The sequence below is a fragment of the Shewanella sp. VK101 genome (assembly GCF_056497865.1).
Window position 1 is genome coordinate 1,290,835 of the sequence record NZ_CM151402.1, and the last position, 23,394, is coordinate 1,314,228.

The 23,394-nt window shown below is 53.2% G+C and carries 22 protein-coding genes and 2 other annotated features; of the genes, 16 read left to right on the forward strand and 6 right to left on the reverse strand.

Annotation, left to right across the window (positions count from 1 at the left end):
- The first annotated feature begins 288 nt into the window (after nucleotides 1–288).
- The 11 genes from ffh (at nucleotide 289) to ACSHSR_RS05910 (ending at nucleotide 11,225) form a co-directional block, all read left to right on the forward strand.
- Entirely contained in the window at nucleotides 289–1,662 is a 1,374-nt protein-coding gene (gene ffh / locus ACSHSR_RS05860; protein WP_025887855.1) for a signal recognition particle protein, read from the forward strand.
- 215 nt (nucleotides 1,663–1,877) lie between these two features.
- The gene (gene rpsP, locus ACSHSR_RS05865; protein WP_025010564.1) at nucleotides 1,878–2,129 is read left to right on the forward strand and encodes a 30S ribosomal protein S16; all 252 of its coding nucleotides are present in this window, start codon (nucleotides 1,878–1,880) and stop codon (nucleotides 2,127–2,129) included.
- A gap of 21 nt (nucleotides 2,130–2,150) precedes the next feature.
- Nucleotides 2,151–2,681, forward strand: coding sequence for a ribosome maturation factor RimM (rimM, locus tag ACSHSR_RS05870; RefSeq protein ID WP_025010565.1), 531 nt, complete (start codon nucleotides 2,151–2,153; stop codon nucleotides 2,679–2,681).
- Between the two features lie 16 nt (nucleotides 2,682–2,697).
- Nucleotides 2,698–3,441, forward strand: coding sequence for a tRNA (guanosine(37)-N1)-methyltransferase TrmD (gene trmD / locus ACSHSR_RS05875; RefSeq protein ID WP_096140808.1), 744 nt, complete (start codon nucleotides 2,698–2,700; stop codon nucleotides 3,439–3,441).
- 34 nt (nucleotides 3,442–3,475) lie between these two features.
- Entirely contained in the window at nucleotides 3,476–3,829 is a 354-nt protein-coding gene (gene rplS / locus ACSHSR_RS05880) for a 50S ribosomal protein L19 (RefSeq protein WP_025010567.1), read from the forward strand.
- Nucleotides 3,830–4,140: 311 nt separating this feature from the next.
- Nucleotides 4,141–5,232: a 3-deoxy-7-phosphoheptulonate synthase gene (locus tag ACSHSR_RS05885; RefSeq protein ID WP_025887857.1), complete on the forward strand. Its 1,092-nt coding sequence runs from the start codon at nucleotides 4,141–4,143 to the stop codon at nucleotides 5,230–5,232.
- Between the two features lie 13 nt (nucleotides 5,233–5,245).
- Nucleotides 5,246–6,385 carry a bifunctional chorismate mutase/prephenate dehydrogenase gene (tyrA, locus tag ACSHSR_RS05890; RefSeq protein ID WP_208123633.1) on the forward strand — a complete coding sequence of 380 codons (1,140 nt, stop codon included), beginning with the start codon at nucleotides 5,246–5,248 and terminating at the stop codon, nucleotides 6,383–6,385.
- Between the two features lie 229 nt (nucleotides 6,386–6,614).
- Nucleotides 6,615–8,276, forward strand: a complete 1,662-nt coding sequence (hcp, locus tag ACSHSR_RS05895; RefSeq protein ID WP_096140806.1) for a hydroxylamine reductase — start codon at nucleotides 6,615–6,617, stop codon at nucleotides 8,274–8,276.
- Between the two features lie 68 nt (nucleotides 8,277–8,344).
- Nucleotides 8,345–9,442: an FAD-binding oxidoreductase gene (locus ACSHSR_RS05900; RefSeq protein WP_208142976.1), complete on the forward strand. Its 1,098-nt coding sequence runs from the start codon at nucleotides 8,345–8,347 to the stop codon at nucleotides 9,440–9,442.
- A gap of 99 nt (nucleotides 9,443–9,541) precedes the next feature.
- Nucleotides 9,542–9,877: a hypothetical protein gene (locus ACSHSR_RS05905; protein WP_028779791.1), complete on the forward strand. Its 336-nt coding sequence runs from the start codon at nucleotides 9,542–9,544 to the stop codon at nucleotides 9,875–9,877.
- A gap of 46 nt (nucleotides 9,878–9,923) precedes the next feature.
- Complete coding sequence (locus ACSHSR_RS05910) at nucleotides 9,924–11,225, forward strand: cation:proton antiporter (protein WP_096140804.1); 1,302 nt, start codon at nucleotides 9,924–9,926, stop codon at nucleotides 11,223–11,225.
- Here the strand turns inward: ACSHSR_RS05910 and ACSHSR_RS05915 are convergent.
- On the reverse strand, nucleotides 11,213–13,168 hold the full coding sequence (locus ACSHSR_RS05915; RefSeq protein ID WP_107110675.1) for a chorismate mutase: 1,956 nt from the start codon (nucleotides 13,166–13,168) through the stop codon (nucleotides 11,213–11,215). The genes ACSHSR_RS05910 and ACSHSR_RS05915 overlap by 13 nt on opposite strands.
- Nucleotides 13,169–13,206: 38 nt before the next feature.
- Nucleotides 13,207–13,326, reverse strand: a sequence feature (Phe leader region).
- Between the two features lie 108 nt (nucleotides 13,327–13,434).
- Nucleotides 13,435–13,788: a ribosome hibernation-promoting factor, HPF/YfiA family gene (gene hpf / locus ACSHSR_RS05920; RefSeq protein ID WP_025010573.1), complete on the reverse strand. Its 354-nt coding sequence runs from the start codon at nucleotides 13,786–13,788 to the stop codon at nucleotides 13,435–13,437.
- Between the two features lie 312 nt (nucleotides 13,789–14,100).
- Here hpf and ACSHSR_RS05925 point away from each other — a divergent pair, with 312 nt between their 5' ends.
- Nucleotides 14,101–14,778, forward strand: coding sequence for a cytochrome b/b6 domain-containing protein (locus ACSHSR_RS05925; protein ID WP_208142975.1), 678 nt, complete (start codon nucleotides 14,101–14,103; stop codon nucleotides 14,776–14,778).
- A gap of 62 nt (nucleotides 14,779–14,840) precedes the next feature.
- Here the strand turns inward: ACSHSR_RS05925 and ACSHSR_RS05930 are convergent, their stop codons facing one another.
- Nucleotides 14,841–15,293 carry a c-type cytochrome gene (locus ACSHSR_RS05930; RefSeq protein WP_025010575.1) on the reverse strand — a complete coding sequence of 151 codons (453 nt, stop codon included), beginning with the start codon at nucleotides 15,291–15,293 and terminating at the stop codon, nucleotides 14,841–14,843.
- Between the two features lie 197 nt (nucleotides 15,294–15,490).
- On the opposite strand from ACSHSR_RS05930, the gene trpR reads away from it, so the two are divergent.
- Nucleotides 15,491–15,766, forward strand: a complete 276-nt coding sequence (trpR, locus tag ACSHSR_RS05935) for a trp operon repressor (RefSeq protein ID WP_208142974.1) — start codon at nucleotides 15,491–15,493, stop codon at nucleotides 15,764–15,766.
- Nucleotide 15,767: 1 nt separating this feature from the next.
- On the opposite strand, the gene ACSHSR_RS05940 is transcribed toward trpR, so the two are convergent.
- Nucleotides 15,768–16,148: a hypothetical protein gene (locus tag ACSHSR_RS05940; protein ID WP_345845777.1), complete on the reverse strand. Its 381-nt coding sequence runs from the start codon at nucleotides 16,146–16,148 to the stop codon at nucleotides 15,768–15,770.
- A 147-nt stretch (nucleotides 16,149–16,295) separates the two neighbouring features.
- On the reverse strand, nucleotides 16,296–16,907 hold the full coding sequence (gene slyD / locus ACSHSR_RS05945; protein ID WP_208142972.1) for a peptidylprolyl isomerase: 612 nt from the start codon (nucleotides 16,905–16,907) through the stop codon (nucleotides 16,296–16,298).
- Nucleotides 16,908–17,412: 505 nt separating this feature from the next.
- Nucleotides 17,413–17,533: a sequence feature (Thr leader region), on the forward strand.
- A gap of 34 nt (nucleotides 17,534–17,567) precedes the next feature.
- On the opposite strand from slyD, the gene thrA reads away from it, so the two are divergent.
- From thrA to thrC, 3 genes are read left to right on the forward strand one after another with little or no spacing between them, the layout of a single operon-like run.
- Complete coding sequence (gene thrA / locus ACSHSR_RS05950) at nucleotides 17,568–20,033, forward strand: bifunctional aspartate kinase/homoserine dehydrogenase I (RefSeq protein WP_117199819.1); 2,466 nt, start codon at nucleotides 17,568–17,570, stop codon at nucleotides 20,031–20,033.
- The gene (gene thrB / locus ACSHSR_RS05955; RefSeq protein WP_479631339.1) at nucleotides 20,030–20,989 is read left to right on the forward strand and encodes a homoserine kinase; all 960 of its coding nucleotides are present in this window, start codon (nucleotides 20,030–20,032) and stop codon (nucleotides 20,987–20,989) included. Before thrA ends, thrB begins: the two co-directional genes overlap by 4 nt.
- A 38-nt stretch (nucleotides 20,990–21,027) precedes the next feature.
- Entirely contained in the window at nucleotides 21,028–22,311 is a 1,284-nt protein-coding gene (gene thrC, locus ACSHSR_RS05960; RefSeq protein ID WP_479631340.1) for a threonine synthase, read from the forward strand.
- Between the two features lie 139 nt (nucleotides 22,312–22,450).
- On the opposite strand, the gene nfo is transcribed toward thrC, so the two are convergent.
- Complete coding sequence (nfo, locus tag ACSHSR_RS05965; RefSeq protein WP_144134841.1) at nucleotides 22,451–23,305, reverse strand: deoxyribonuclease IV; 855 nt, start codon at nucleotides 23,303–23,305, stop codon at nucleotides 22,451–22,453.
- Nucleotides 23,306–23,394: the final 89 nt, after the last annotated feature.

Below are 23,394 nucleotides of genomic sequence, written 5' to 3' on the forward strand. Positions count from 1 at the left end.
TTATGTGTAATTGGCCTCTGTGGGCGGCATCGGAAAAACTTGTTTGCGTTAGAATAACATGAGCCGTCGGTAATTGGGCAGTGACCCAGACGACAAAATTATGCAGTTCCCGACAGTTAGTGCATAAAATACGGCAATTGGTTCCCACCCGCATTAAGGCAAAATGTTTATTTGCACCTTGATAAGCGTCTATTTAACCCCATCTTGAGAACAGGGCTGCATTAATACCCCGGCATAGTTATAATACGCCCCATCATTTTACATTCATAAACGGTATAGAACTGGACGATGTTTGAGAATCTCACCGACAGATTGTCCCGCACCCTGAAAAATATCAGTGGTCGGGGTCGCTTGACTGAAGAGAACGTGAAGGACACCCTGCGCGAAGTTCGTATGGCATTGCTGGAGGCCGATGTGGCCCTGCCTGTGGTGCGGGAATTTGTCAGCAGCGTCAAAGAACGTGCCGTTGGCCAGGAAGTGGCCAAGAGCCTGACCCCGGGCCAGGTGTTTGTCAAAATTGTCCAGAGTGAACTGGAAAAAGCCATGGGCGAGGCCAATGAGGCCCTCAACCTGGCCGCCCAGCCACCTGCCGTATTGATGATGGCGGGCCTGCAGGGCGCGGGTAAAACCACCAGTGTCGCCAAGCTGGGTAAGTTCCTGCGCACCAGACAGAAGAAGTCTGTGCTTGTGGTCAGTGCCGACGTATACCGTCCGGCGGCGATCAAGCAGCTGGAAACCCTGGCCAATGAAGTTGAAGTCGAATTTTTCCCATCGGACGTCAGCCAGAAACCGGTGGATATCGCCAATGATGCCATAGCTTACGCCAAGCGTAAGTTTATCGATGTAGTGATTCTGGATACCGCCGGTCGTCTGCATGTGGACGAGGCGATGATGGATGAGATCAAGGCACTGCACGCTGCGGTCAAGCCGGTTGAAACCTTGTTTGTGGTCGACGCCATGACAGGTCAGGATGCGGCCAATACCGCCAAGGCCTTTAATGAAGCGCTGCCGCTGACCGGGGTGATCCTCACCAAGGTGGATGGTGATGCCAGAGGCGGTGCCGCCCTGTCCATTCGCCATATTACAGGTAAACCCATTAAGTTCCTTGGGGTCGGTGAGAAGACTGATGCCCTTGAGCCTTTCCATCCAGACCGGGTCGCTTCCCGTATTCTGGGGATGGGAGACGTGTTGTCGCTCATCGAAGAAGTTGAGCGCGGTGTCGATAAGGAAAAAGCCCTTAAGCTGGCCTCAAAAGTGAAGTCCGGCGGCAGTTTTGACCTGGAAGACTTCCGTGAGCAGCTGCAACAGATGAAGAATATGGGCGGCATGATGGGGATGCTGGAAAAGCTGCCCGGTGTCGGTCAACTGCCTCCTGATGCTTTGGCGCAGGTGCAAAACGGTAAGCTCACAGGTCAGATGGAGGCTATCATTAACTCCATGACGCCAGATGAGCGTAAGCGCCCGGATATGATCAAGGGCTCACGTAAACGCCGCATCGCCGCCGGTTCCGGCACTCAAATTCAGGATGTAAACCGCTTGCTGAAGCAGTTTACCCAGATGCAGAAAATGATGAAGAAAATGTCCGCCAAAGGCGGCATGCATAAGATGATGCGCGGCCTGGGAGGCATGTTGCCTCCGGGAATGAAATTCCCCGGTCGTTGATACCAAATGACCTTACCGGGAAGGTGCAAACCTTCCTTAGCTATTGTCCCGCTTGGGATAAGCTGTGAATGGGCGTTGTAAAATTAGCCGGGATCGGTTGCATTCGCCCGAAAGTCAGGTAAAATCTTCCGGCTTTCTATCTGGGACTCTTCGCGAACACGGGGTTCCAGTTTTTATTTTTGCTGAAAAGCAAATCATTAGAGGATAAAGAACGCATGGTTACCATTCGTTTAGCTCGTGGTGGCGCGAAAAAGCGTCCATTTTACAACATCGTTGTTGCTGATAGCCGCAATGCCCGTGACGGTCGTTTCATCGAGCGTGTAGGTTTCTTCAACCCTCTGGCCAAAGGCCAGGAAGAAACTCTGCGCCTGGATCTGGACCGTGTTGAGCACTGGGTTTCAAACGGTGCTGCAACTACAGAACGCGTAGCAAAACTGATCAAAGACGCTCGTAAAGCAGCTGCTTAATAGCGTTTAAGGTATAGATTGATGAGCAGTAACCCACAGCCAATCGTGTTGGGCAAACTTGGTTCCAGCTATGGCATTAAAGGTTGGCTGAAAATCACCGCCTATACCGATTCTGTTGAAGGTATTTTTGACTATTCACCTTGGCTCATTAAAGAGCAGGGCGAATGGCGTGAAGTGAAGGTCACCCAGTGGCGCTATCAGGGCAAGGCGGTTGTTGCCGCACTTGAAGGGGTAGAGACGCGGGAGCGGGCGCAGATGCTCACTAACTGTGAGATCGGCATACTGCCTGAGCAGATGAAAGACCTGCCGGAAGATGAGTTCTACTGGCGCGATCTTATCGGCTGCGAAGTGATCAACACCAAGGGCTACAACATGGGCAAGGTCGATCAGATCGTGGAAACAGGATCCAACGACGTCTTGCTGGTGAAGGCCAACGCCAAAGATAGCTTTGGCAAAGCGGAACGTATGATCCCCTTTGTCACCGAACAGTTCATCAAAGAGGTGAACGTTTCGGCGAAACAGATTTTAGTGGATTGGGATCCGGACTTCTGAGTCGAGGAAACAGCTTATGTGGTTAGGGGTAATCACCCTGTTCCCGGAGATGTTTCGAGCAGTAACAGACTTTGGCGTGACGGGTCGGGCCGTGAAGAATGGCCTGCTGGAAGTACAGACGTGGAATCCCAGGGATTTCACCCATGACAGACACAACACTGTGGACGATAGACCTTATGGTGGTGGTCCCGGAATGTTGATGATGGTTCAGCCCCTTCGCGATGCCATTCATGCAGCCAAGGCTGCGGCAGGTGAGGGAGCCAAGGTGATATATCTGTCACCTCAGGGACGCAAGCTGACTCAGCAAGGCGTATCTGAGCTGGCACAATCATCCAAGCTGATCCTGGTGTGCGGTCGCTACGAAGGTATCGATGAGCGCATCATTCAGACGGAAGTGGATGAGGAGTGGTCGGTTGGTGATTACGTGCTCTCGGGCGGTGAATTGCCGGCAATGACCCTGATAGATTCGGTTTCGAGACTGGTTCCCGGCGTGCTGGGCAAACAGGCCTCGGCAGAGCAGGATTCCTTCTCTGACGGATTATTGGATTGTCCTCACTATACCCGGCCTGAATGTCTCGATGGACTGGATGTTCCGGCGGTGTTACTCAGCGGCAACCACGAAGAAATTAGACGCTGGCGTCTACAGCAGAGTTTGATAAGAACACTGCAGCGACGACCAGAATTATTTGAACATCTAGCTCTGACTGACGAACAGACGACTCTATTAGCGCAGTTCGTTGACGCAATGGACTCAGCCTAGTCGCAGCTCAGTTAATTCTAGAACGGAGTAAGTTATGAACAACATCATTAAAATGCTCAACGATGAGCAAATGAAAAAAGACGTACCTGAGTTCGGTGCCGGTGATACCGTAGTCGTTCAGGTTCGTGTTAAAGAGGGTGACAAAGAGCGTCTGCAGGCCTTTGAAGGCGTGGTTATCGCTAAGCGTAACCGCGGTCTGCACTCTGCATTTACCGTACGTAAGATCTCTAATGGTGAAGGTGTTGAGCGTGCTTTCCAAACGCACAGCCCACTGATTTCCAGCATCGAAGTTAAGCGTCGTGGTCGCGTTCGTCGCGCCAAGCTGTACTATCTGCGTGAGCGTTCAGGTAAGTCTGCACGTATCCGTGAGAAGCTGGCTACTAAGTAAGCCGCTACATAAAGACGCAAGTGTTCGCACAGAGACCCGCCTATATGGCGGGTTTTTGTTTTCTCTTTCTCTGCTCCACGAACTGGCGACAGCAGATTGCTATCGCGCAAGTCAGCCAAGCTCACAATCCTGCACGCCTGCACAGACTAAGTGCCCAGCCTATTGCTCCCACCTTTGCGACGACATGAAAATTTTTTCTGGTTTCGCCCTTGATCTCTTGGCCCAGTCTCGGCATAGTGTAATGCTGTAATGGTGTACCGCTACAATGATGCAATTAAGCAAGTCGCGCAAATTAATTTCAGGTGATCAGAATGCAGTCCAGTAATATAGAGAATGTGCACATCAGTGCCGAACAAGTCCTCATAACTCCCGAAGAACTCAAGCAGCAGTTGCCACTTTCTGATCACGGTTATCGCTATATTCTCAGTGCCCGCAAGACGGTTTCCGACATAGTTCACAAGCGTGACAACCGGGTGTTGGTCGTCACCGGCCCTTGCTCTATTCACGATATTGAGTCGGCCAAGGAATATGCCCTGAAACTGAAAAAGCTCCATGACGAGCTCAAGGACCAGTTTTTTATCCTGATGCGGGTCTACTTTGAAAAGCCCCGAACTACAGTGGGCTGGAAAGGGATGATCAATGATCCCGATATGGATGAGTCCTTCAATATTGAAAAAGGGTTGCGGATGGCGCGGGAGTTGATGCTGTTTCTGGCCGAACTCGAGTTGCCGGTTGCCACCGAGGCGCTGGATCCCATCAGTCCGCAATATATTTCCGAGCTGGTGACTTGGTCAGCCATAGGCGCCAGAACCACAGAATCACAAACCCACCGGGAGATGGCCTCCGGGCTTTCCATGCCGGTAGGGTTCAAGAATGGCACGGATGGCAATCTGGGGGTGGCCATTAACGCCCTCAAGTCGGCGGCCAGCAGTCACAGATTCATGGGGATCAATCAACAAGGGCAGGTGGCTTTGCTGCAAACCGCCGGTAACCCGGACGGGCATGTGATACTGCGGGGTGGGGCGGGCCCCAACTATGACGCCGATTCGGTGGCCGAGTGTGAACGGCAGCTGCATGGTGCTGGGCTCAATGCCAGACTGATTATCGACTGTAGTCATGGCAACTCCAACAAAGATCATCGGCGGCAACTGCCTGTGTGCCGGGATGTATTTGACCAGATAGCGGCGGGCAATCGTTCCATAATAGGTTTGATGCTGGAAAGCCATCTGTTTGCCGGTAGTCAGGCCTGTGATAAGCCGCTTGCCGAGCTTGACTATGGGGTTTCGGTCACAGATGCCTGCATAGATTGGCAGGACACGGAGCAACTGCTCAGGCAAGGAGCGGCGCAACTGAGTTCTATTTTACCCACTCGCTTTGATATGCTCAGGGTGGCAAATGGCTGACGGAAGATTTGAGATGAGTGAGAAAACCACGACAGAGCTGGAAAAGTTACGCGGACTGATTGACGGCGTCGACCAAGAGTTACTCAAGTTGCTGCGTCAGCGGCTGGATTTGGTGGCCCAGGTCGGCGCGGTCAAACACAACGCCGGCCTGCCCATCTATGCACCGCAGCGGGAGGCCGCCATGTTGGCCAAGCGCCGTGCAGAAGCCGAAAGTCTGGGGGTATCGCCGCAGTTGATAGAAGATGTGCTCCGGCGCTTGATGCGGGAATCCTATCTCAACGAGAAGGATGTGGGTTTCAAGCAGGTGAACCCGGATATCAACAAGGTGGTGATCATTGGCGGTCGTGGCCAGTTGGGCACCCTGTTTGCCCAGATGCTGACACTCTCCGGCTATCCAGTACATCTGCTCGATAAAGATGATTGGAATAATGCCGATGCTATCCTCGACGGGGCCGGTCTGGTATTGGTCACTGTGCCGATTGCCATTACCTGTGAGCTTATTAGCTCCCGTTTACAGCGTTTGCCCAAGGATTGCATTCTTGCGGATCTGACCTCGATAAAGTCGGAGCCGCTGCAAGCCATGCTCGAGGCCCACAGCGGACCTGTGGTGGGGCTTCATCCCATGTTTGGCCCGGATGTGGGCAGCCTTGCCAAGCAGGTTGTTGTGGTGTGCCATGGCCGGCAGAGTGAGGCTTATGCCTGGCTGCTGGAGCAGATAGCTATTTGGGGAGCACGGCTGGTGGAAGCGGATGCCGGTAAGCATGATAAAGCGATGCAACTGGTGCAGGCGATGCGCCACTTCTCCAGCTTTGTCTATGGCCTCAACTTGTGCCGGGAGCAGGCCGATCTCGATAGTCTGCTGCAGTTCAGTTCACCGATTTACCGGCTGGAGCTGGCCATGGTCGGTCGCTTGTTTGCCCAAAGCCCAGAGCTTTACGCCGATATCATCTTCGCCCAACAGGAGAGCCTGGGGGCTATTTCCGACTATCTGGACAACTATGCCGGCGCTTTGGCCATGCTCAAGGCCGGTGACAGAGATGGCTTTGTGCGCCAGTTCCGTGAGGTGGCTGAATGGTTCGGTGACTTTGCACCACAGTTTCGCAGCGAAAGCCGCAGCATGCTGCAGTCGGTCAATGATATGAAGAGTCACTGATCTCAAGGCGGTCAACTCCGCTGGCAGTGCAACGCGATTTATCCAAGGGAGCCTTCTAGGCTCCTTTTTCATTTGTATCAGCCAGATAGAAGTCAAAAAGCCATTTGTTCAGCAATCGCTTAAGGTGATCCCCTTCAAGCTTTACGACTCACGTTCTTTCGTCTGAGCGATGAAAGAGTACACTGATTTAAAACATGCAAAAATAAAGCATGATTAAAGGAGATATGCCGTGTTTTGTATTCAGTGTGAGCAAACCATTCGAACCCCGGCCGGTAATGGCTGCAGCTATGCCCAGGGGATGTGCGGTAAATTGGCCGCGACCTCGGATCTGCAGGATCTGTTGATTTACATGTTGCAGGGGCTGTCCGCCTATGCTGTTAAACTCCGGGAGTTTGAGGTTATCGATCCGCAAGTTGATACCTTTGTGCCCAAGGCATTTTTCGCCACTCTGACCAATGTCAACTTCGACGACGAGCGGATTAGCGAATACGCAAAAGAGGCCGCTCGCTTGCGAGAACAGCTAAAGCTGCGCTATCTGGAGCTTTGCGAACAAAGGGGCGTGACACCCGAGCCTATGTCCGCCGCGGCGACTCTGCTGCTGGGGGCGTCCAAGGCCGAGCTGTTACAACAGGCCAAAGTGGCTGCGCCCAACCGAGGTGATGACCTCAATGAAGATATTCTCGGTCTGCGGCTCCTGTGCCTCTACGGCCTGAAAGGGGCGGCTGCCTATATGGAACACGCCCGGGTTCTGGATCAGACCAGCAGCGAAGTGGCCGGTCGTTTCCACGAAATCATGGCCTTTCTGGCGACCGACAGCACAGATGCGGACAAGCTGTTTGCCACCGCGATGGAGATAGGTCAGCTCAACTATTCTGTGATGGCTATGCTAGACGCCGGTGAAACCGCGGCCTTTGGTCATCCAGAGCCGACTCAGGTCAACACCAAACCGGTGAAGGGCAAGGCAATCTTGGTCTCTGGCCACGATATGAAAGATCTCGAGCTCATCCTGCAACAGACAGAAGGCAAGGGTATCAATGTCTATACCCATGGTGAGATGTTGCCGGCGCTGGCCTATCCCGAGCTGAAGAAATACCCGCATCTGGTGGGGAACTACGGCAGCGCCTGGCAAAATCAACAGAAGGAATTTGCCAACTTCCCCGGCGCCGTGGTGATGACCTCCAACTGCATTATCGATCCCAATGTCGGTCTGTATGCCGACCGTATCTTTACCCGCAGTATCGTTGGTTGGCCGGGCGTGACTCACCTGACCGGCGACGATTTCAGTGCCGTTATCGACAAGGCACTGGCGCTTGAAGGCTTTGCCTATGATGAGATCCCCCATATGATCACCATAGGTTTCGCCCGCAACGCTTTGATGAACGCGGCGCCTGCCGTGGTTGAAAACGTCAAGAACGGCAATATCCGCCACTTCTTCCTGATTGGCGGCTGTGATGGTGACAAGGCCGAGCGCAGTTATTTCACCGACCTTGCCAAGGCGGCCCCAAAAGACAGCCTGATCCTGACCCTGGGCTGTGGCAAGTACAAGTTCAACAAGCTCGAATTCGGTGATATCAACGGTATCCCCAGACTGCTGGATATCGGCCAGTGTAACGACGCCTACTCGGCGATTCAGCTGGCGCTGGCACTGTCTGAAGTTTTTGAGTGTGATATCAACGAATTGCCGCTGAGTCTGGTGCTGTCCTGGTTTGAGCAGAAGGCGATAGTGGTCCTGTTGACCTTGCTGTCACTGGGAGTGAAGAACATACGTACCGGCCCAACTCCGCCGGCCTTCCTGACCGCCAATTTGCTGAAGGTATTGGAAGATAAGTTCGGCTTGCGCAATGTCGGCACGGTTGAGGAAGACCTGGAGGCGATTCTCGGCGCCGCTTGATGCGTATCTCTTGAGGCCGGAATGCCAGCGGCATTCCGGCCATTTCTTTCTCTGTAGAGGGAGTTTCGATGACACTCAATCCATTACAAGTTTCGCCGGCAATCAGTCAATTTCAGGCTGGTCAATGGGTTCCAGGAGAGCTGCGGCTCATTTGTGTCGCCCGCTGGCAGGAAACCCCGGATGTGGTGAGTTTTCGTTTTAAAGCGGCCCAGCCGCTGTCTTTTCATTTCAAGCCCGGGCAGTTTTTGGCATTGCAATTGGAGATTGCCGGTGAGGAGTATCGCCGCTGTTATACCATCTCATCTTCGCCATCTCGGCCTAATTCTTTGATGCTGACCATCAAGAGGGTTGAGGGCGGCAAAATTTCCAACTACCTTATCGATAATCTTAAGCCGGGCCACAGCCTGATGGCTTCCGGGCCCTACGGCCAGTTCAACCTTATCGATATACCGGCCGAGCGCTACCTGTTTTTAAGCGCCGGTTGTGGCATCACGCCGATGTTTTCCATGAGCCGTTTTCTGACCGACAGTTATCTTGACAGCGATATCGCCTTTATTCACTGTGCCAGAAGCGAACAGGATCTCATCTTCCGAGGCAGTTTGCGGGCCATGAACAGCCGTCACGATAACTTTAAGCTGGGCTATCTGCTGGAGCAGGGAGGTGAGACAGCCTCAGTCTCCGGGGACCTTGCCGAGTGCCCTATGTTACCGGGACGCCTGAGCTTGGCGGCACTGGAACAACTGGTGCCGGATTATCTCCAGCGCACCGTGTATGTCTGTGGCCCAGAGGCTTATATGGCTGCCACAGAGCAGATGCTGGCGCAAGCAGACTTCGATATGACGCGCTTTCACAAGGAAAGCTTTGCTGAAAATACCTCGGCGCCCGCGGGTGACGGTTCGGTTAATTACCGCTTGAGTGTTGCCGGCCTTGAGCTCAGCATCAATGGTGAGCAGACCCTGCTAGAAGCGCTGGAATCTGAAGGTTTGCCCATTATTGCCGCCTGTCGCAGCGGCGTTTGTGGCTCCTGTAAGTGCCGGGTTGTCTCCGGTGACGTGGAAAGCAGCAGCCAGCAAACACTTAGCCAGGATGAGATTGACTCAGGTATGGTGCTGGCGTGCTCCAGCCGGGTGAAGAGTGATATTCAACTGGAAACCGGCCCCTTCTAATTCTATTTCCGGCATTGCAGAAGTGGCGATCTCACAGTATGGTTAAAGCAGGGCAAGAGCTTTGGGCCCTGCATTCCAGATGTTGGCCGGAGACAGACTATGACCAGCTTACCCTCAGAAGCATTTGCCAGTGAAGATCGCAGCATGGGCCATTTTTTATATGCGCTTATGTGTGCCTTTCCGTTGTTTTTCCTGCCTGTGATCCTGAGCCTGTTGATTAACTTAAGCCAAAGGCAGGTTGCACCTCTGTCGCTGCTGGGTTCTCACTTGCGCTGGCAAAGGCGCAGTATTATGGGTTTGGCACTGCTACTGGCTATGGGCTACTGGGTCAATCCGCTGTGGCTCAGCCTCAGCTTGTGCGCCCTGGGGGTTATCTGGTTCAGTTACCGAATCTTCAAGGGCTGGCTCAGCCTCACAGATGGACAAGCCATGTAGCTCTTGTCTGCTACCAGGGAAGCGGTCAGCCTGATCGCAAGGAAATATGACGGACTATCAACTCTTCTGTGTGCTGGCGGCGCTGGCACTGATTATCTCGCTGTTATCCAGCCGTTTTCACTCACTGCAAGAAACCATAGCCATCACAGGCCTGGCCATGCTCCTTAGCCTGATTATACTGGTGGTGGGTAAGTTGTTTGAGCTGGATATCCATATCAAAACCATTTCGGTATTGCAGCGCCTAGACTTTCAGGCGCTGCTGCTGAACGGTATGTTGGGTTTTCTGCTCTTCGCCGGTGCGCTGCAGATAAGGCTCAAGGTGCTGGCCAGCCAGAAATGGGAAATTCTCTGTCTGGCTCTGCTAGGAACTGTGATTTCCACTCTGACAGTGGCAACGCTTTGCTTCTATTTGATGCCGCTGCTGGGATTGATACTGCCCTGGAGTTACTGTTTGTTGTTCGGGGCCTTGATATCACCAACCGATCCGATAGCGGTTTTGGCCATCTTGAAAAAACTCGGCGCGCCTGAGGATATTGCCATTCAGGTTGAGGGTGAGTCGCTGTTCAATGATGGCATTGGCCTGGTGCTGTTTGTTGCTGTCTCGCAGCTGGCTTTTTCCGCCGAGGCTCTGAGCCTGGCCGATGTCGGCGCGCTGTTTTTCCATGAGGCCGTTGGTGGCATTGCCTATGGCCTGGCGTTGGCCTTTGCGCTGCATCAACTGATGAAACTCACGGATGAAGAAACCCAGAGACTCTTGATTACCTTGGTGGTGCCGACCGCAGGTTATGTGATGGCAGAAAAACTCTCGGTGTCCGGCCCTCTGGCCATGGTGGCCGCTGGAATCGTGCTGGGGAATTTCACCGTGCCAAAATGCTTTGGGGTCACGGGGAGAATATTGCTGCAAAGGTTCTGGGGCCTGCTTGAACACTTCTTCAATTCGCTCTTGTTCCTGCTATTGGGGCTCCTTCTGCTGTTGACCCATCTGGATATGCAACTCTGGTGGTTTGTGCTGCTGAGTATCCCTGTGGTGTTGTTGGCAAGATGTGTCAGTGTGTACTTACCTTATCTGGGGTTCCGGCGTATGCGGCAATACAGCCAAGGCGCGGAGGGGATCCTGATCTGGGGCGGGCTCAAGGGCGGCCTGGCGCTGGCTATGGCCATGAGTATTCCGGCGGGGATAGTGCTGACCCCCGAGCTGGAGCTCAGGGATCTCTTGCTGGTAATGACCTATGCCGTGGTGGTCTTTTCTATCATGGTGCAGGGCTCAACGGTTTCCCGTTTGATCCGCCGCAGCCGCGAGGCGGCAGAGGCCGGTAAAGCCGCTGCCGAATCGACTCAAGCTGTCTGATACAGCTTGGCGATTAAGCCTCCATGTTGCTGTGGATGACGGACATCGACTGCGATGATTAAACCATCTACTCCCAACGCCTTGATAGCCAAGGCCTGAGCAGTCAGTGTTTGCTCACTGCTGCTTGGGCTGAGGCACAGACTTGGATTTACCAATAGCGGTAAGTGGCTCTGGGTTTTTAGTTCCACCAGGGCGGCGAGATCCAACACAAGTTGTTCTGGTTGATTCAATCCACTGACCCCCGCATCACAAAGGATCAACTGCTGATTCCCGCCGGCGAGCAGAGTATCGGCGCTGGTCAGCCAATCCTGTTGGCTGGCCATGGGATTACGCTCCAATATTACCGGCAGGTTCTGTCCACCAAGCGCGTTGAGCAGCTCTGTGTTGTACATCTGTTTGCCGCTGAGCAGCAGCATGTCGGCCGCGGTCTGGGCCAGAGCGAGATCTTCTGCATGCTCCAAGGTAACAATGCTCTGCAGCCCGGCTTGGTTTAACAGGCTCTGCAACTTGGGCAGTTGCTGTTTGGCATTGGGTTGGCGCGTCAGTGTGCTGAGAACCACCCCTTGAAATCCCGCTTCCCTGAGGGCCTTGGCGCTTGGGGCAAAGCTGGCTGCATCTATGGGGAGGTTCAGTTGCGCCAAGGCGGCGAACTGGCCTTGCCCCAGTTTGAGCTGGCCGCAACTAATTTCTGTGCTGGCCGGTTTATAGTGGCGGGAATGTCTCTGGGGTGACGGTTTGGCGCTGTCCTGCCTGGAACTCTCAGGTTCAATCAACAGTTGGCTGTGACTCAGCTGGGTTGGCTCGACCGTCTCACAAGGGTAACAGCCAAGTACCTTGATAAAGCGGGTGAGCCGCTCAAGCTCGGCAAGTGCTTGCTGCATAGCTATGGATGCCAGATTGGCATCGACATCCAGATAAAACATCTCTTCCCAAGGCGTGCCCGGGATAGGGCGTGACTCCAGCTTACTCATATTGAGGTTGTGATCTTTAAGGATCAGCAAGGCTTCCACCAAGGCGCCTGGCTTCTGACCGGTGGCCATAATCAGAGTAGTCTTGGCCGGCAGTTGCTCCGGCACTTCTATCGCCTTGCGGGCCACTACGATAAAGCGGCTCTGGTTGATTTTTTGATTGGCCAGTTCCTGCTCCAGAGGTTCCAACTGGTAGAGGGCGCCGCCTTCACTGGAGCCGATAGCGGCCACAGTGTTATCGCCCTGGAGAACTTTTTCCATTGCCTCGGCGCTGCTGGCGCAATATTCCAGACGAAAGTCGGGATGGCGGCTCAGGTAGCGGCTACATTGGCTGATGGGTTGGGGGTGGGCGTAGACGGTTTTAATATCCGCAAGCTTGCTTCCCGCTTTGGCCAGCAGACAGTGACCCACTTCTATAGTGGTTTCACCCACAATAGCCAGGCTGGTGTGCTGCAACACATCGTAGACTTCGTTGATTGAGCCGGATGAGGTGTTTTCTATCGGCAGAAAACCATAGTCGGCATGGCCGGACTCGACGGCCTGCACTATATCATCGAAGTTCTGACAACCCAGATCCTGCATCTCTACCTGACGGCGTTGACAGTAGCGGCTGGCGGCCAGGTAGGAATATGAACCTCTGGCGCCCAAATAGGCGATGCAGTATTGCTGTTTCTGGGTTTCGGGATTGGCTCTGCCCTGGAGGTAGGCTTGCTGGTTCAGTACAGAATCTTCAATAATGGCCTGGTACAGACTGATGACATAGTGGGCATCCAGCCCCTGTTCCCGCCCTTGGCGAACCAGCCTGGCCAAGAGTTCTTTTTCTCTCTGGGTATCACGGATAGGGCGAATGTCCACCTCTTTGCTGCGGGCGACTTCCAGGCTGAGTTGCCGGCGTTTGGCCAACAGTGCCAACAGATCCCTGTCCAGGGTAGTGATGTCATCCCTTATTCGCTCCAGCGATGGTACTTTGTTCATTCTGACCTCTAAACCAGTAATACTCAGTGCATGATACAGACAAAAAAGCCTCCCGGGTGGGAGGCTTGGCAATTTTCACTTTCGTTTTTACACGTCAGGGCCGCCTCCGGAAATGAGGTGTAAAAAAGAAAATAAAAAATGAGCGATTGAGGTATTTCATGGCGTTTAAGCTAAAACTATCCCCTTGGGCTGTCAATCAAAAAATCCTTGGGTTCAGCAATGAAAAGCGCACCCGGAGGTGCGCTGGTTAGTGGGAGATTGAAATATCAAGCTGCGTAATCCTCCTTATAATCATATTCGAACTCAGGTTCGGTGGCTTCGGTTTCCAAGGCACCACGCTGAGCTGCGGGTTTGTGGGTCAGGCGATTGAGCTGTTTTTCCAGCTTTTGTCCCATTGCATTTATGGCTGCGTAGAGATTTTCATGTTTCGCCTGGGCAAAAAGTTGTCCGTTGGCCAGTTTAATTGATGCTTCTATTTTAAAGAGTGGCCCTTCTGTGAGGATGATGACATGGGGATTAATCAACTGGGTATCGTAACGGTTCAGTTTGGCAAGGCGGCTCTCAACACGTTCACGGATAGCAGCTGTGACTTCAAATTGCTTGCTGGTGATCTTTAGCATATTGTCAAACCCTCTGTTGTTTCCTTGACTTCAGACTAACAATACCTGAGGTTAAAAATGTGATCCAGATCAATATTTGTGGCGAGTCAGAGAGCGTTTGTCACTTATTTGATCACTTAGACAAGTTTGGATAATTTTGCCCTAAAAAGCCTTGAACCCTTGTCAATAAAGGGTCATATTCGATGAGATCACTGAGTATCAGTCCTTTCCGATTGCCTCCTTCCCTCGCTTTAAATATCATCATGTTTGTCATCTACAACTCTTTACCCTTATGCCGTTCGGGCCAAAACGGGTGATAACAGGAAGTACTTTATGAATAACAACGAAGTTAAAGTGAAGGTCTGGGATATACCTGTGCGGGTGTTTCATTGGGGTATGCTGCTGCTCCTGGCCGGGCTATGGTGGAGCGCCGATCAGGGGGAGATGAGTTATCACCAGTTGTTTGCCTATAGTCTGATGATCTTGCTGGTGGTGCGGCTTATTTGGGGCTTTATCGGCAGCGACACAGCCCGTTTCAGCCACTTTGTCCGTCATCCCCGCCAGGCATTGGATTATCTTGCCAAGATGCGGGCCAAGCAGGCTCCTCATTCTTTAGGGCATAACCCTCTTGGGGGGTATATGGTGGTGCTATTGCTGGTCATCATCAGTCTGCAATTGGTGTCGGGTTTGTTTGCCACAGATGAGATATTTACTGAAGGGCCCTTGGTCTCCTATGTCAGCGGTGAAACCGCCAGTTGGTTTACCTGGTTACACAAGAAGAATTTCGATCTTTTATTGATCCTTGCCGGTATTCATGTGGCCGCCGTCTTGTTGCACCGCTTCAAAGGTGAAAAGCTGGTGGGGGCCATGTTCAGTGGCTATAAGCGCTTACCTGCTGCAGAAGCACGGCAGCCCAGATTTGCGTCTCTGATATTGGCACTGGTGCTTTTGTTGGTGGTTGCCGTGCCTGTGGTGCACTTCTTGATGATGCCCGTGATCGGCATGTTGTAAGCTTCCAAGCATTAAAAAAGCCTGCTCAATGCAGGCTTTTTTAATGGAATCAACGAAAGAGCTTAGTCTTTCTTGTAGACGTCGTGGCAGCCTTTGCAGCTTTTGCCAACGGCACCGAAGGCTTTTTTCAGCTCATTCTTGTCGCCACCTTTGGCTGCTATGGCCAGGGCATCGGCATTGGTTTGCAGTTCTTTGAACTTGGCTTCAAAGTCAGCCTTGTCAGCCCAAATCTTGGCCAGGGCTTCAGTATTACCCTTGTCTGAACCGTCGATAAAGCCTTCCAGTGGCAGTTTCGCCAGGGCGGCCACATTGGCTGCACGCATAGCTGCAACATCGGCGTCAAAGTCTTTCTTGCCTTTGAGCATGGCACCGATATCACCGAAGTTATAGGCCATCAGGCTGAAACCAGACTGACGGTACTGGATGGCATCATCGCTGCTTTCAAAGTTGTGGGCCTGAACAGCTGTAGCGCTAAGCGCCGCGGTGGCGGCTAACATCAGTAAGTATTTTTTCATTATCATTCTCACAAGTTTGTGCGTTAATGTGACATTGCTTGGCTATTGTACACATTTTGTGTGACAGAGGGAGTAGGCTTTTTCAGTTTACATGTAAAGTTTTGTCAGTAACTGGCTGCTAAAACACGACTTTTTTTCGCAGGAAAACGAGGCTATACTGTGTTCACGTACCATTACGTGAACACGAATGAGTTTATATGCGCCCAGATTGGATATCAGTACTGGATAAAGTGCTGGCCCATAACAATCCAGAAGATCTTAATTACCTGTTTGAGCTGCTGCTGACCGATGATGAAAGGCATGCCATCGCCGGCCGTTTGAAGGTGTTTCAGGTATTGCTTGAAGGGGAGATGAGTCAAAGACAGATAGCTGCCGAATATGAGGTGAGCATTGCGACAATCACCCGTTGCTCCAACTATTTGAAGCATATGCCCGCAGCGCTGAAAGAAAAGATCCGCACCTTGATCCTTTGAGTTACATCAAGGGCTGTCGCGGCAACTTGTGGCGGCGGTAGAGGTGACGCTGACTCAGAATATAGCTTCCCCAGGCACAAATGAGCAGCCCCAGCAGTTGGTACACTTCCTTATCTGCAAATCTCAACAGCAGCATGCCCGACAGTAACCAGAGGAAAGGCAATCCTGCATACAGGGGTTCGGGCCAAATTCCCCCCCGTCGCAGGCGTTTGGGATCGCTGCGTCTGTGACTCGAACGCAAATTGTAAATCCAGGCCGCGGCCAATATAAGCAAAACGGAACCCAGGATCCCAAGTAGGGGATCGAGTAGATAGAGTGCCAGACTACCGGTAAAAAAATACAGATAGGGCAGACTCTCATAGACCATTCTGGACAAGAGCACGGGGCATTCCTTCGCATCCAGGTTATCTATTGATTCTAGTCCAAAGCATGAGCCCCAGCCTTGTTTTCTAAAGTGGCACAAACAAAGAGCCCGGCGTTGGCCGGACTCTCGATTGATATCAGTAGTAGGCGTCGGTGTGACTGGCTATCAACCGCGGCAGCCGCAACCACCGTTACCGTCACAACCTTCTTTCTTGGTGCCTTCTTCGGCATCTGAGCTACAGCAACCGCCATGCTCGTGATCATGACCGCCACAGCATCCGCCGTGATCATGGCCGTGACCACCGCAACCGCCATGGGCGTGGATATGGCCGTGGGCGACCTCTTCGGCCGTCGCTTCACGCACGTCCATCACTTCCACATTAAAGGTCAGTGATTGGCCAGCCAGAGGGTGGTTGCCATCAACGATAACACTGTTGTCCAGTACTTCGGTCACTTGTACCGGGCGCTGGCCCATTTCAGTTTCGGCGATAAAGCGCATGCCTGGTACTATGTCCTGGATATCGCCAAAGGCTTCCAGAGGAACTTCCTGGCGCAGACCATCGTGGTACGGGCCATAGGCTTCCTCGGCTTCTATGGTCACTTCCAGCGTATCGCCCTTGCTTTTGCCTTCCAGTGCCTTTTCAAGTCCCGGGATCAGGTTTTCCATACCATGGAGGTAGACCATAGGATCTGCCTCAAAAGAACTTTCTATCAACTGACCCTTGGCGTCAGTCAGGCGGTAGTGAATGGTAACCGCGCTGTGTTGGGTGATTTGCATATCGCCTCCCGTTCAGAATGTGGCCGCATGATAACGTGCTTTTTCCGCGCTGGCGATATCCGAGCGTTGCTTATGCCAACTGTTGCACAGAGTTTTGCCACCATGACGACATTTTGGGTTGGAAAGGCACTAAAAAAGCCATTATTTTTCAAACGTCTTTCCAAAAATCTTGACTTGAGTGTTTTTGAACCCTGTAGGCTTTCACCTTGGTGTGCTCGACGGTTCCTGCTTGGCTGATACTCAGCTTTTATCCAATACACTTTACGTCAAGGTTAATTGCAATGAGGAGATTTCGTTGATGCTTATCCAGTTAAAAACAGACTTTGGTGAGGCTTATTCAATAAGATTACCATTTCATTAAAATTTTCATGAAAACGCCCCTTGACAAGGGCTACAAAAAAAAGCAATCCTGTTTGCATTGCTGTCATTCTCGGGCTCAACTCCTGAATGAACCGGCCTGAACACAAGAGAACGAAACGAGTATAGAAACCCAATGTATCAGCTAAGCTCAGTTGTAATTACCACCATTACAACCACCACCATTACCAGTGTGGGGGCGGGCTGACTATACCCTGAAGAATTGCAAACAAGAAGCCCGCTCCCACCAAGGAGCGGGCTTTTTTGTTTCCTGGGCGGGCGCGGTATTTAAAGGAGAGATAGATGAAAGTAATGAAGTTCGGCGGTACCTCGCTGGCAAACTGGCAAAGGTTTGAAATGGCAGCAGAAATAGTTCTGACCAGTGCCAGAGAAGAGCAAGTGGCCACAGTGCTGTCGGCTCCGGCAACCGTAACCAACAATCTATTGGCCATGGTCGATATGGTATTGGCAAAGGGGGATGTCGACGAGGCCCTTGCCAAGGTGGCTGAGGTATTTGAAGCCTTGTATGCCGATGCATCTGTATCTCTCGCAGAGGAAGCCAGACAGCAGCTGAAGAAGGTATTGGCGCAGCAACTGGCGAGTTGGCGGGCAAAATTGGCTGGGGTTCAGCTTCTGGGGGAGTGTCCTGACAGTGTGCGGGCCGAGATCCTGGTAGCCGGGGAACGACTCTCGGCAGCCTTGATGGTTGAAGTGCTCAAGGCCAAGGGCGTCAGTGCCGGTTTACTCGACCCGAGAGAATTATTCCTCGGCGTCGGCACACCTCTGGAGTCTGTGGTGGATATCGCCGTCAGTAAGCCCAGATTTGCGTTGCTTAAACTCGATGAGCAGAGAGTGTGGGTCATGCCTGGGTTTACCGCCGCCGGTGCCGATGGCAAGGTGGTGACTCTGGGACGCAATGGTTCGGATTATTCGGCCGCAGTTTTGGCCGCTTGTCTGGATGCTGACAGCTGCGAAATCTGGACAGATGTCGATGGGGTCTACAATACCGACCCCCGGGTGGTTGCCGATGCCAAGCTGCTCTCCCAGCTCAGTTACCAGGAGGCGATGGAGCTCTCCTACTTTGGCGCCAAGGTACTGCACCCCAAGACCATTTCACCCATAGCCCAGTTCCAAATCCCTTGCTACATCAAAAACAGTTTCAACCCCCAGGCGCCGGGTACTCTGGTATCCAATCTGCCGGATCAGACCGGGCTGCAGGTCAAGGCGATTTCCAATCTGGATAACCAAACCATGTTCAACGTCTCAGGCCCGGGAATGAAAGGCATGGTGGGCATGGCGTCGCGTATTCTGGAGTCCATCGCCAGAGCCAAGGTTTCGGTATCGCTGATCACTCAAAGCTCCAGTGAGTACAGCATCAGTTTCTGTGTGGCCACTTTGGATGCCCCCAGAGTCAAGTGGGCGCTGGAGCAGGAGTTTGAACTTGAGCTCAAGAGTGAACTGTTGGAGCCGCTGGAGATGCGGGATCAACTGGCGATAGTGTCCCTGATAGGTGACGGTATGCGTACCCATAAGGGCGTGGCTGCGCGATTTTTCCAGGCTCTGGCCCAGGCTAGTGTCAATATCATCGCCATTGCCCAGGGCTCGTCCGAGCGCTCCATTTCGGCCGTGGTCGAGCAGCGCAAGACGCGTCATGCGGTGGCGGCCTGTCACCAGGGCTTTTTCGATGTGCAGCAGTATCTCGATGTCTTCCTGGTTGGCGCCGGTAATATAGGCGCAGGCTTGCTGGAGCAGATAAAACAGCAGGAAGCTATGCTCAAGGAGCAACATATCAGTATTCGGGTTTGCGCCATCGCCAACTCAGGCAAGATGTTGCTCGATGCCGCCGGTATCTCCCTGGCCGATTGGCAATCAAAGCTCAACGACTCGTCCGTCGCCTTTGATCTGACACAGATGTTGGCCTGGGCCAAGGAACAGCAGTTGCTCAATCCCGTATTGCTGGATTGTACCTCTTCGGATGTCATTGCCGGCCGTTATCTGGATGTGATGAATGCCGGTTTGCACGTGGTGACACCCAACAAGAAGGCCAATACCCGTGAGTTGGCATTTTACCGCGCGCTGCGGCAAACCGCGCTGGCTCAGCGGCGCCAGTTCCTTTATGAAACCAATGTCGGCGCCGGTTTGCCGGTTATCGACAACCTGAAAAAGCTGCTGTTTGCCGGTGATAAGCTGCTGCGTTTCCAGGGGATACTCTCGGGTTCGCTGTCGTTTATCTTCGGTATGCTGGATGAGGGGATGAGTCTGTCACAGGCCACGGCCATAGCCCGGGAAAAGTGCTTCACCGAGCCGGACCCCAGGGACGATCTCAATGGTATGGATGTAGCGCGCAAGGTGTTGATTTTGGCCCGGGAAGTGGGCTTGCCGCTGGAGCTTGATGATATTCAGGTGGAGTCTGTCTTGCCGGATGACTTCGATGCATCAGGCGATGTGGCCCAGTTTATGGCGGCTCTGCCACAGCTGGATGCCGCCGTTGCCGAGCGAGTCGCTGCCGCCCATGCCAAGGGTAAACGCCTGCGTTATGTCGGCCAGATAGATGAGTCAGGTTGCAGGGTGCGTATCGCCGAAGTGGCGGCTGATGATCCCCTGTTCAGCGTCAAAGGCGGTGAGAATGCGCTGGCTTTCTACAGCCGCTACTATCAGCCGATCCCCTTTGTGCTCAGAGGCTATGGCGCCGGTACTGAAGTCACTGCTGCCGGGGTGTTTGCCGACTTGCTCAGAACCCTCAACTGGACTCGGGAGGTCAGCGCATGAGTCAGTTTATTCCCGCCAATGCACCTGTGACTGTCTATGCGCCCGCCTCTATGGGAAATGTCGGTGTCGGCTTTGATTTGCTGGGCGCTGCACTGGCCCCCATTGATGGCAGTTTGCTGGGGGATACAGTTACAGTGGGCCCAGCGCCTTGCGGCGTTTCTCTCACTCAACTTGGCCCCTGGGCTCATAAGCTGCCACAGGAGCCGCAGCAGAATATTGTTTATCGCTGCGCCGAGTTTTTCCTAGGTGAGGCCGGGATCAATCAAGGCGTTTCCTTGACCCTGTCCAAGAACCTGCCGGTTGGCAGTGGTCTTGGCTCCAGTGCCAGTTCAGTGGTGGCGGCGCTCTATGGTCTCAATGAGTATTTCGGCCGTCCCTATGATGAGCAGGCCTTGCTGGGGTTAATGGGGCGTTTTGAAGGGGAGATCAGTGGCTCGGTGCATTATGACAACGTGGCGCCTTGCTACTTGGGTGGATTGCAACTGATGCTGGATTTGCCCGGGCGTATCTGCGAGCCCTTGCCGGCCTTTGATTCCTGGTACTGGCTGGTGGCTTATCCTGGGATTTCATTATCGACGGCGGCCATGCGCGCCTTGATGCCGAACCTATACGACAAGGGAACCTGCATAGAATTTGGCCGCAATCTCAGTGCCTTTGTTCATGCCTGTTATCGCCAGGATGAGTCGCTGGCGCTGACTGTGTTGAAAGATGTGTTGGCCGAACCCTATCGGGCCGAGGCTATTCCCGGGTATCAGGCCGCGCGGCGCGGATTGTCTGAGCTGGGTATGTTGGCCACCGGGATTTCCGGCAGTGGCCCAACCCTGTTTTCCATCAGCGCCGATCTGGCCCGCGCCGAGCAGGCCAAGCGCTACCTGGAACAACACTATTTAACCGAAGCGGGCGGCTTTGCTCACATCTGCCGCCTGGATATGCAAGGCACCCGGGTATTGTCCTGAAACGCATTTTCATCCAAAAAAGAATTTAAGGCATCAATATGGAACTCTATAACCTCAAGCACCCGGCACAGCGGGTAAGTTTTACTGAAGCGCTCAAGCTGGGTCTTGGCATGGATCGAGGGCTCTTTTTCCCGACCCGGATCCCGAAACTGGCAGATGTCGATGCCCTGTTGGCTCTGCCTTTTGTCGAGCGCAGCAAGCAGATACTCGGTGCCTGGCTCGCCGATGAACTGGGACAGGACTGTGTCGACAAGCTGGTGGAGAAGGCGTTTAATTTCCCTCTGCCGCTGGTGCAGGTGGATGCGCAGCGCAGTTGTCTGGAGCTGTTTCATGGGCCAACCTTGGCTTTTAAAGACTTCGGTGCCCGCTTTATGGCTCAGTGTCTCAACCAGCTTGGCGGCTCAGAGCCGCTGACCATTTTGACCGCGACCTCAGGGGATACAGGCGCGGCGGTGGCCGATGCCTTCTTTGGCCTGGATAAGGTGCGGGTGATGGTGCTCTATCCCAAAGGCAAGATCAGTGAGTTGCAGGAGAAGATGTTTGCCACTCTGGGCGGCAATATTCACACAGTTGCGGTCGAAGCCGACTTCGATGCCTGTCAGCACTTGGTCAAGCAAGCCTTTGAAGACAGTGATATTCGTGACGGTTTGCACCTGAATTCGGCCAACTCCATCAACATCAGCCGCTTGTTGGCGCAGATCTGTTATTACTTTGAAGCGGTCGCCCAGCATAGAAAGCAGCATCAATCGGCGCCGGTTGTCAGTGTCCCCAGTGGTAACTTCGGTAACCTGACCGCGGGTCTGCTGGCCAAAGCCATGGGATTGCCCATCAAGCGTTTTGTGGCGGCCACCAACAGCAATGATACCGTACCGCGCTATTTGAGTTTTGGTGATTGGGCGCCGCGGCAAACTGTTGCGACCATGTCCAACGCCATGGATGTGTCCGAGCCGAGCAACTGGCCCAGAGTGGAAGCGATTTTTGCCGAGATGAAATGGCCGCTGTCTGACTTGTCAGGCTTGGCGCTTTCCGAGGGGCAAACCCGTCAGGCCATGTTAGCGCTTGAGCAGACAGGTTATCTGGCAGAGCCCCATGCAGCGGTGGCCGCCGAGGCACTGCGTTTGTCTCTGCAGGATGAAGAGCAGGGGATTTTTCTGGCGACGGCACATCCGGCCAAATTCAAGGATGTGGTCGACCGCGAGTTGAACACCAGTCTGCCACTGCCACAGGCATTGCAAAGGGTGGCTGATAAGCCGCTGCTGTCGGCTGTTCTGCCGGCCGATTTTGATAGTCTTAAACAGCACATGTTTGCGGTGTTGAACTAAGACCTTGGTTCAGCTCTTGGAGGTCGATGGGGCTGCCAAGGATTGAATTTAGTGCAGTAATTATCCCAAAAGCCGCATCATTTGCGGCTTTTTACTGGGGCAGTTAGGAGATTGAATCGACGGAGAGCGAATAGATGGTTTAGCGGCTAAGGCTGTTCAGCCAGGTAATTTCTTCGGGCCAGATCTCCGGGCGTATGGTTTCCAATATCAAGGGTATCCCCTTGGTGGCTGGGTGGCCGAGAATATACTCGAAAGCGGTTTTGCCTATTTCGCCCATGCCCAGGGAGTCGTGGCGGTCGACCCGGCTGCCGAGTCCCGTCTTGCTGTCGTTGAGGTGCATGCCCTTGAGGTATTGAAAGCCCACTATGCGGCCAAAGGCGTCAAAGCTTTCCCGGCAGCTTTCCTGAGTGCGAATGTCGTAACCCGCGGCAAACATATGGGCGGTATCCAGGCAAACACCGACTCTGGATTTATCCTCAACCCCGTCAATGATCTGTGCCAGTTGTTCAAAGCTGTGTCCCAGGTTGGAGCCTTGTCCCGCGGTATTTTCGATGACGGCACAGACGCCATCACAAGCTGCCAATGCCAGGTTGATTGAATCGCTGATGTTACGCAGACAGTGGTTTTCACTTATCTGTCGCAAGTGGCTGCCTGGATGAAAGTTCAGCAAGGTTAATCCTAACTGTTTGCAACGAAGCATCTCATCGACAAAGGCATCGCGGGATTTTTCCAGCAGCAAGGGATCCGGGTGTCCCAAGTTAATCAGATAGCTGTCGTGGGGCAGAATCGCCTCGGGTCTGAACCCCAATTTTTGGCAGTTTTCCTGAAAGGCGGCGATGGACTGCTCGGTTAAAGGTGCTGCCTGCCAGCGACGTTGATTCTTGGTAAACAGTGCAAAGGCACTGGCCCCTATCTTGTGGGCATTGAGCGGAGCATTTTCCACACCACCCTGGGCGCTGACATGGGCACCAACCCACCTTTCCTGACTCGTCACCCAGACTCCTCTATAGCGCTTGGCAAGCTGGATAAGTCGCTAATATTGCAAACTTGTCTATGCTTGAATGACTGAAAAACAACGGAAAG

Bases quoted from the DNA above. Each gene is read 5' to 3' on its own strand.
- ffh (WP_025887855.1), top strand. From the start codon at position 289: ATGTTTGAGAATCTCACCGACAGATTGTCCCGCACCCTGAAAAATATC.
- rpsP (WP_025010564.1), top strand. From the start codon at position 1,878: ATGGTTACCATTCGTTTAGCTCGTGGTGGCGCGAAAAAGCGTCCATTT.
- rimM (WP_025010565.1), top strand. From the start codon at position 2,151: ATGAGCAGTAACCCACAGCCAATCGTGTTGGGCAAACTTGGTTCCAGC.
- trmD (WP_096140808.1), top strand. From the start codon at position 2,698: ATGTGGTTAGGGGTAATCACCCTGTTCCCGGAGATGTTTCGAGCAGTA.
- rplS (WP_025010567.1), top strand. From the start codon at position 3,476: ATGAACAACATCATTAAAATGCTCAACGATGAGCAAATGAAAAAAGAC.
- ACSHSR_RS05885 (WP_025887857.1), top strand. From the start codon at position 4,141: ATGCAGTCCAGTAATATAGAGAATGTGCACATCAGTGCCGAACAAGTC.
- tyrA (WP_208123633.1), top strand. From the start codon at position 5,246: ATGAGTGAGAAAACCACGACAGAGCTGGAAAAGTTACGCGGACTGATT.
- ACSHSR_RS05900 (WP_208142976.1), top strand. From the start codon at position 8,345: ATGACACTCAATCCATTACAAGTTTCGCCGGCAATCAGTCAATTTCAG.
- ACSHSR_RS05905 (WP_028779791.1), top strand. From the start codon at position 9,542: ATGACCAGCTTACCCTCAGAAGCATTTGCCAGTGAAGATCGCAGCATG.
- ACSHSR_RS05910 (WP_096140804.1), top strand. From the start codon at position 9,924: ATGACGGACTATCAACTCTTCTGTGTGCTGGCGGCGCTGGCACTGATT.
- ACSHSR_RS05915 (WP_107110675.1), bottom strand. From the start codon at position 13,168: ATGAACAAAGTACCATCGCTGGAGCGAATAAGGGATGACATCACTACC.
- hpf (WP_025010573.1), bottom strand. From the start codon at position 13,788: ATGCTAAAGATCACCAGCAAGCAATTTGAAGTCACAGCTGCTATCCGT.
- ACSHSR_RS05925 (WP_208142975.1), top strand. From the start codon at position 14,101: ATGAATAACAACGAAGTTAAAGTGAAGGTCTGGGATATACCTGTGCGG.
- ACSHSR_RS05930 (WP_025010575.1), bottom strand. From the start codon at position 15,293: ATGAAAAAATACTTACTGATGTTAGCCGCCACCGCGGCGCTTAGCGCT.
- trpR (WP_208142974.1), top strand. From the start codon at position 15,491: ATGCGCCCAGATTGGATATCAGTACTGGATAAAGTGCTGGCCCATAAC.
- slyD (WP_208142972.1), bottom strand. From the start codon at position 16,907: ATGCAAATCACCCAACACAGCGCGGTTACCATTCACTACCGCCTGACT.
- thrA (WP_117199819.1), top strand. From the start codon at position 17,568: ATGAAAGTAATGAAGTTCGGCGGTACCTCGCTGGCAAACTGGCAAAGG.
- thrB (WP_479631339.1), top strand. From the start codon at position 20,030: ATGAGTCAGTTTATTCCCGCCAATGCACCTGTGACTGTCTATGCGCCC.
- thrC (WP_479631340.1), top strand. From the start codon at position 21,028: ATGGAACTCTATAACCTCAAGCACCCGGCACAGCGGGTAAGTTTTACT.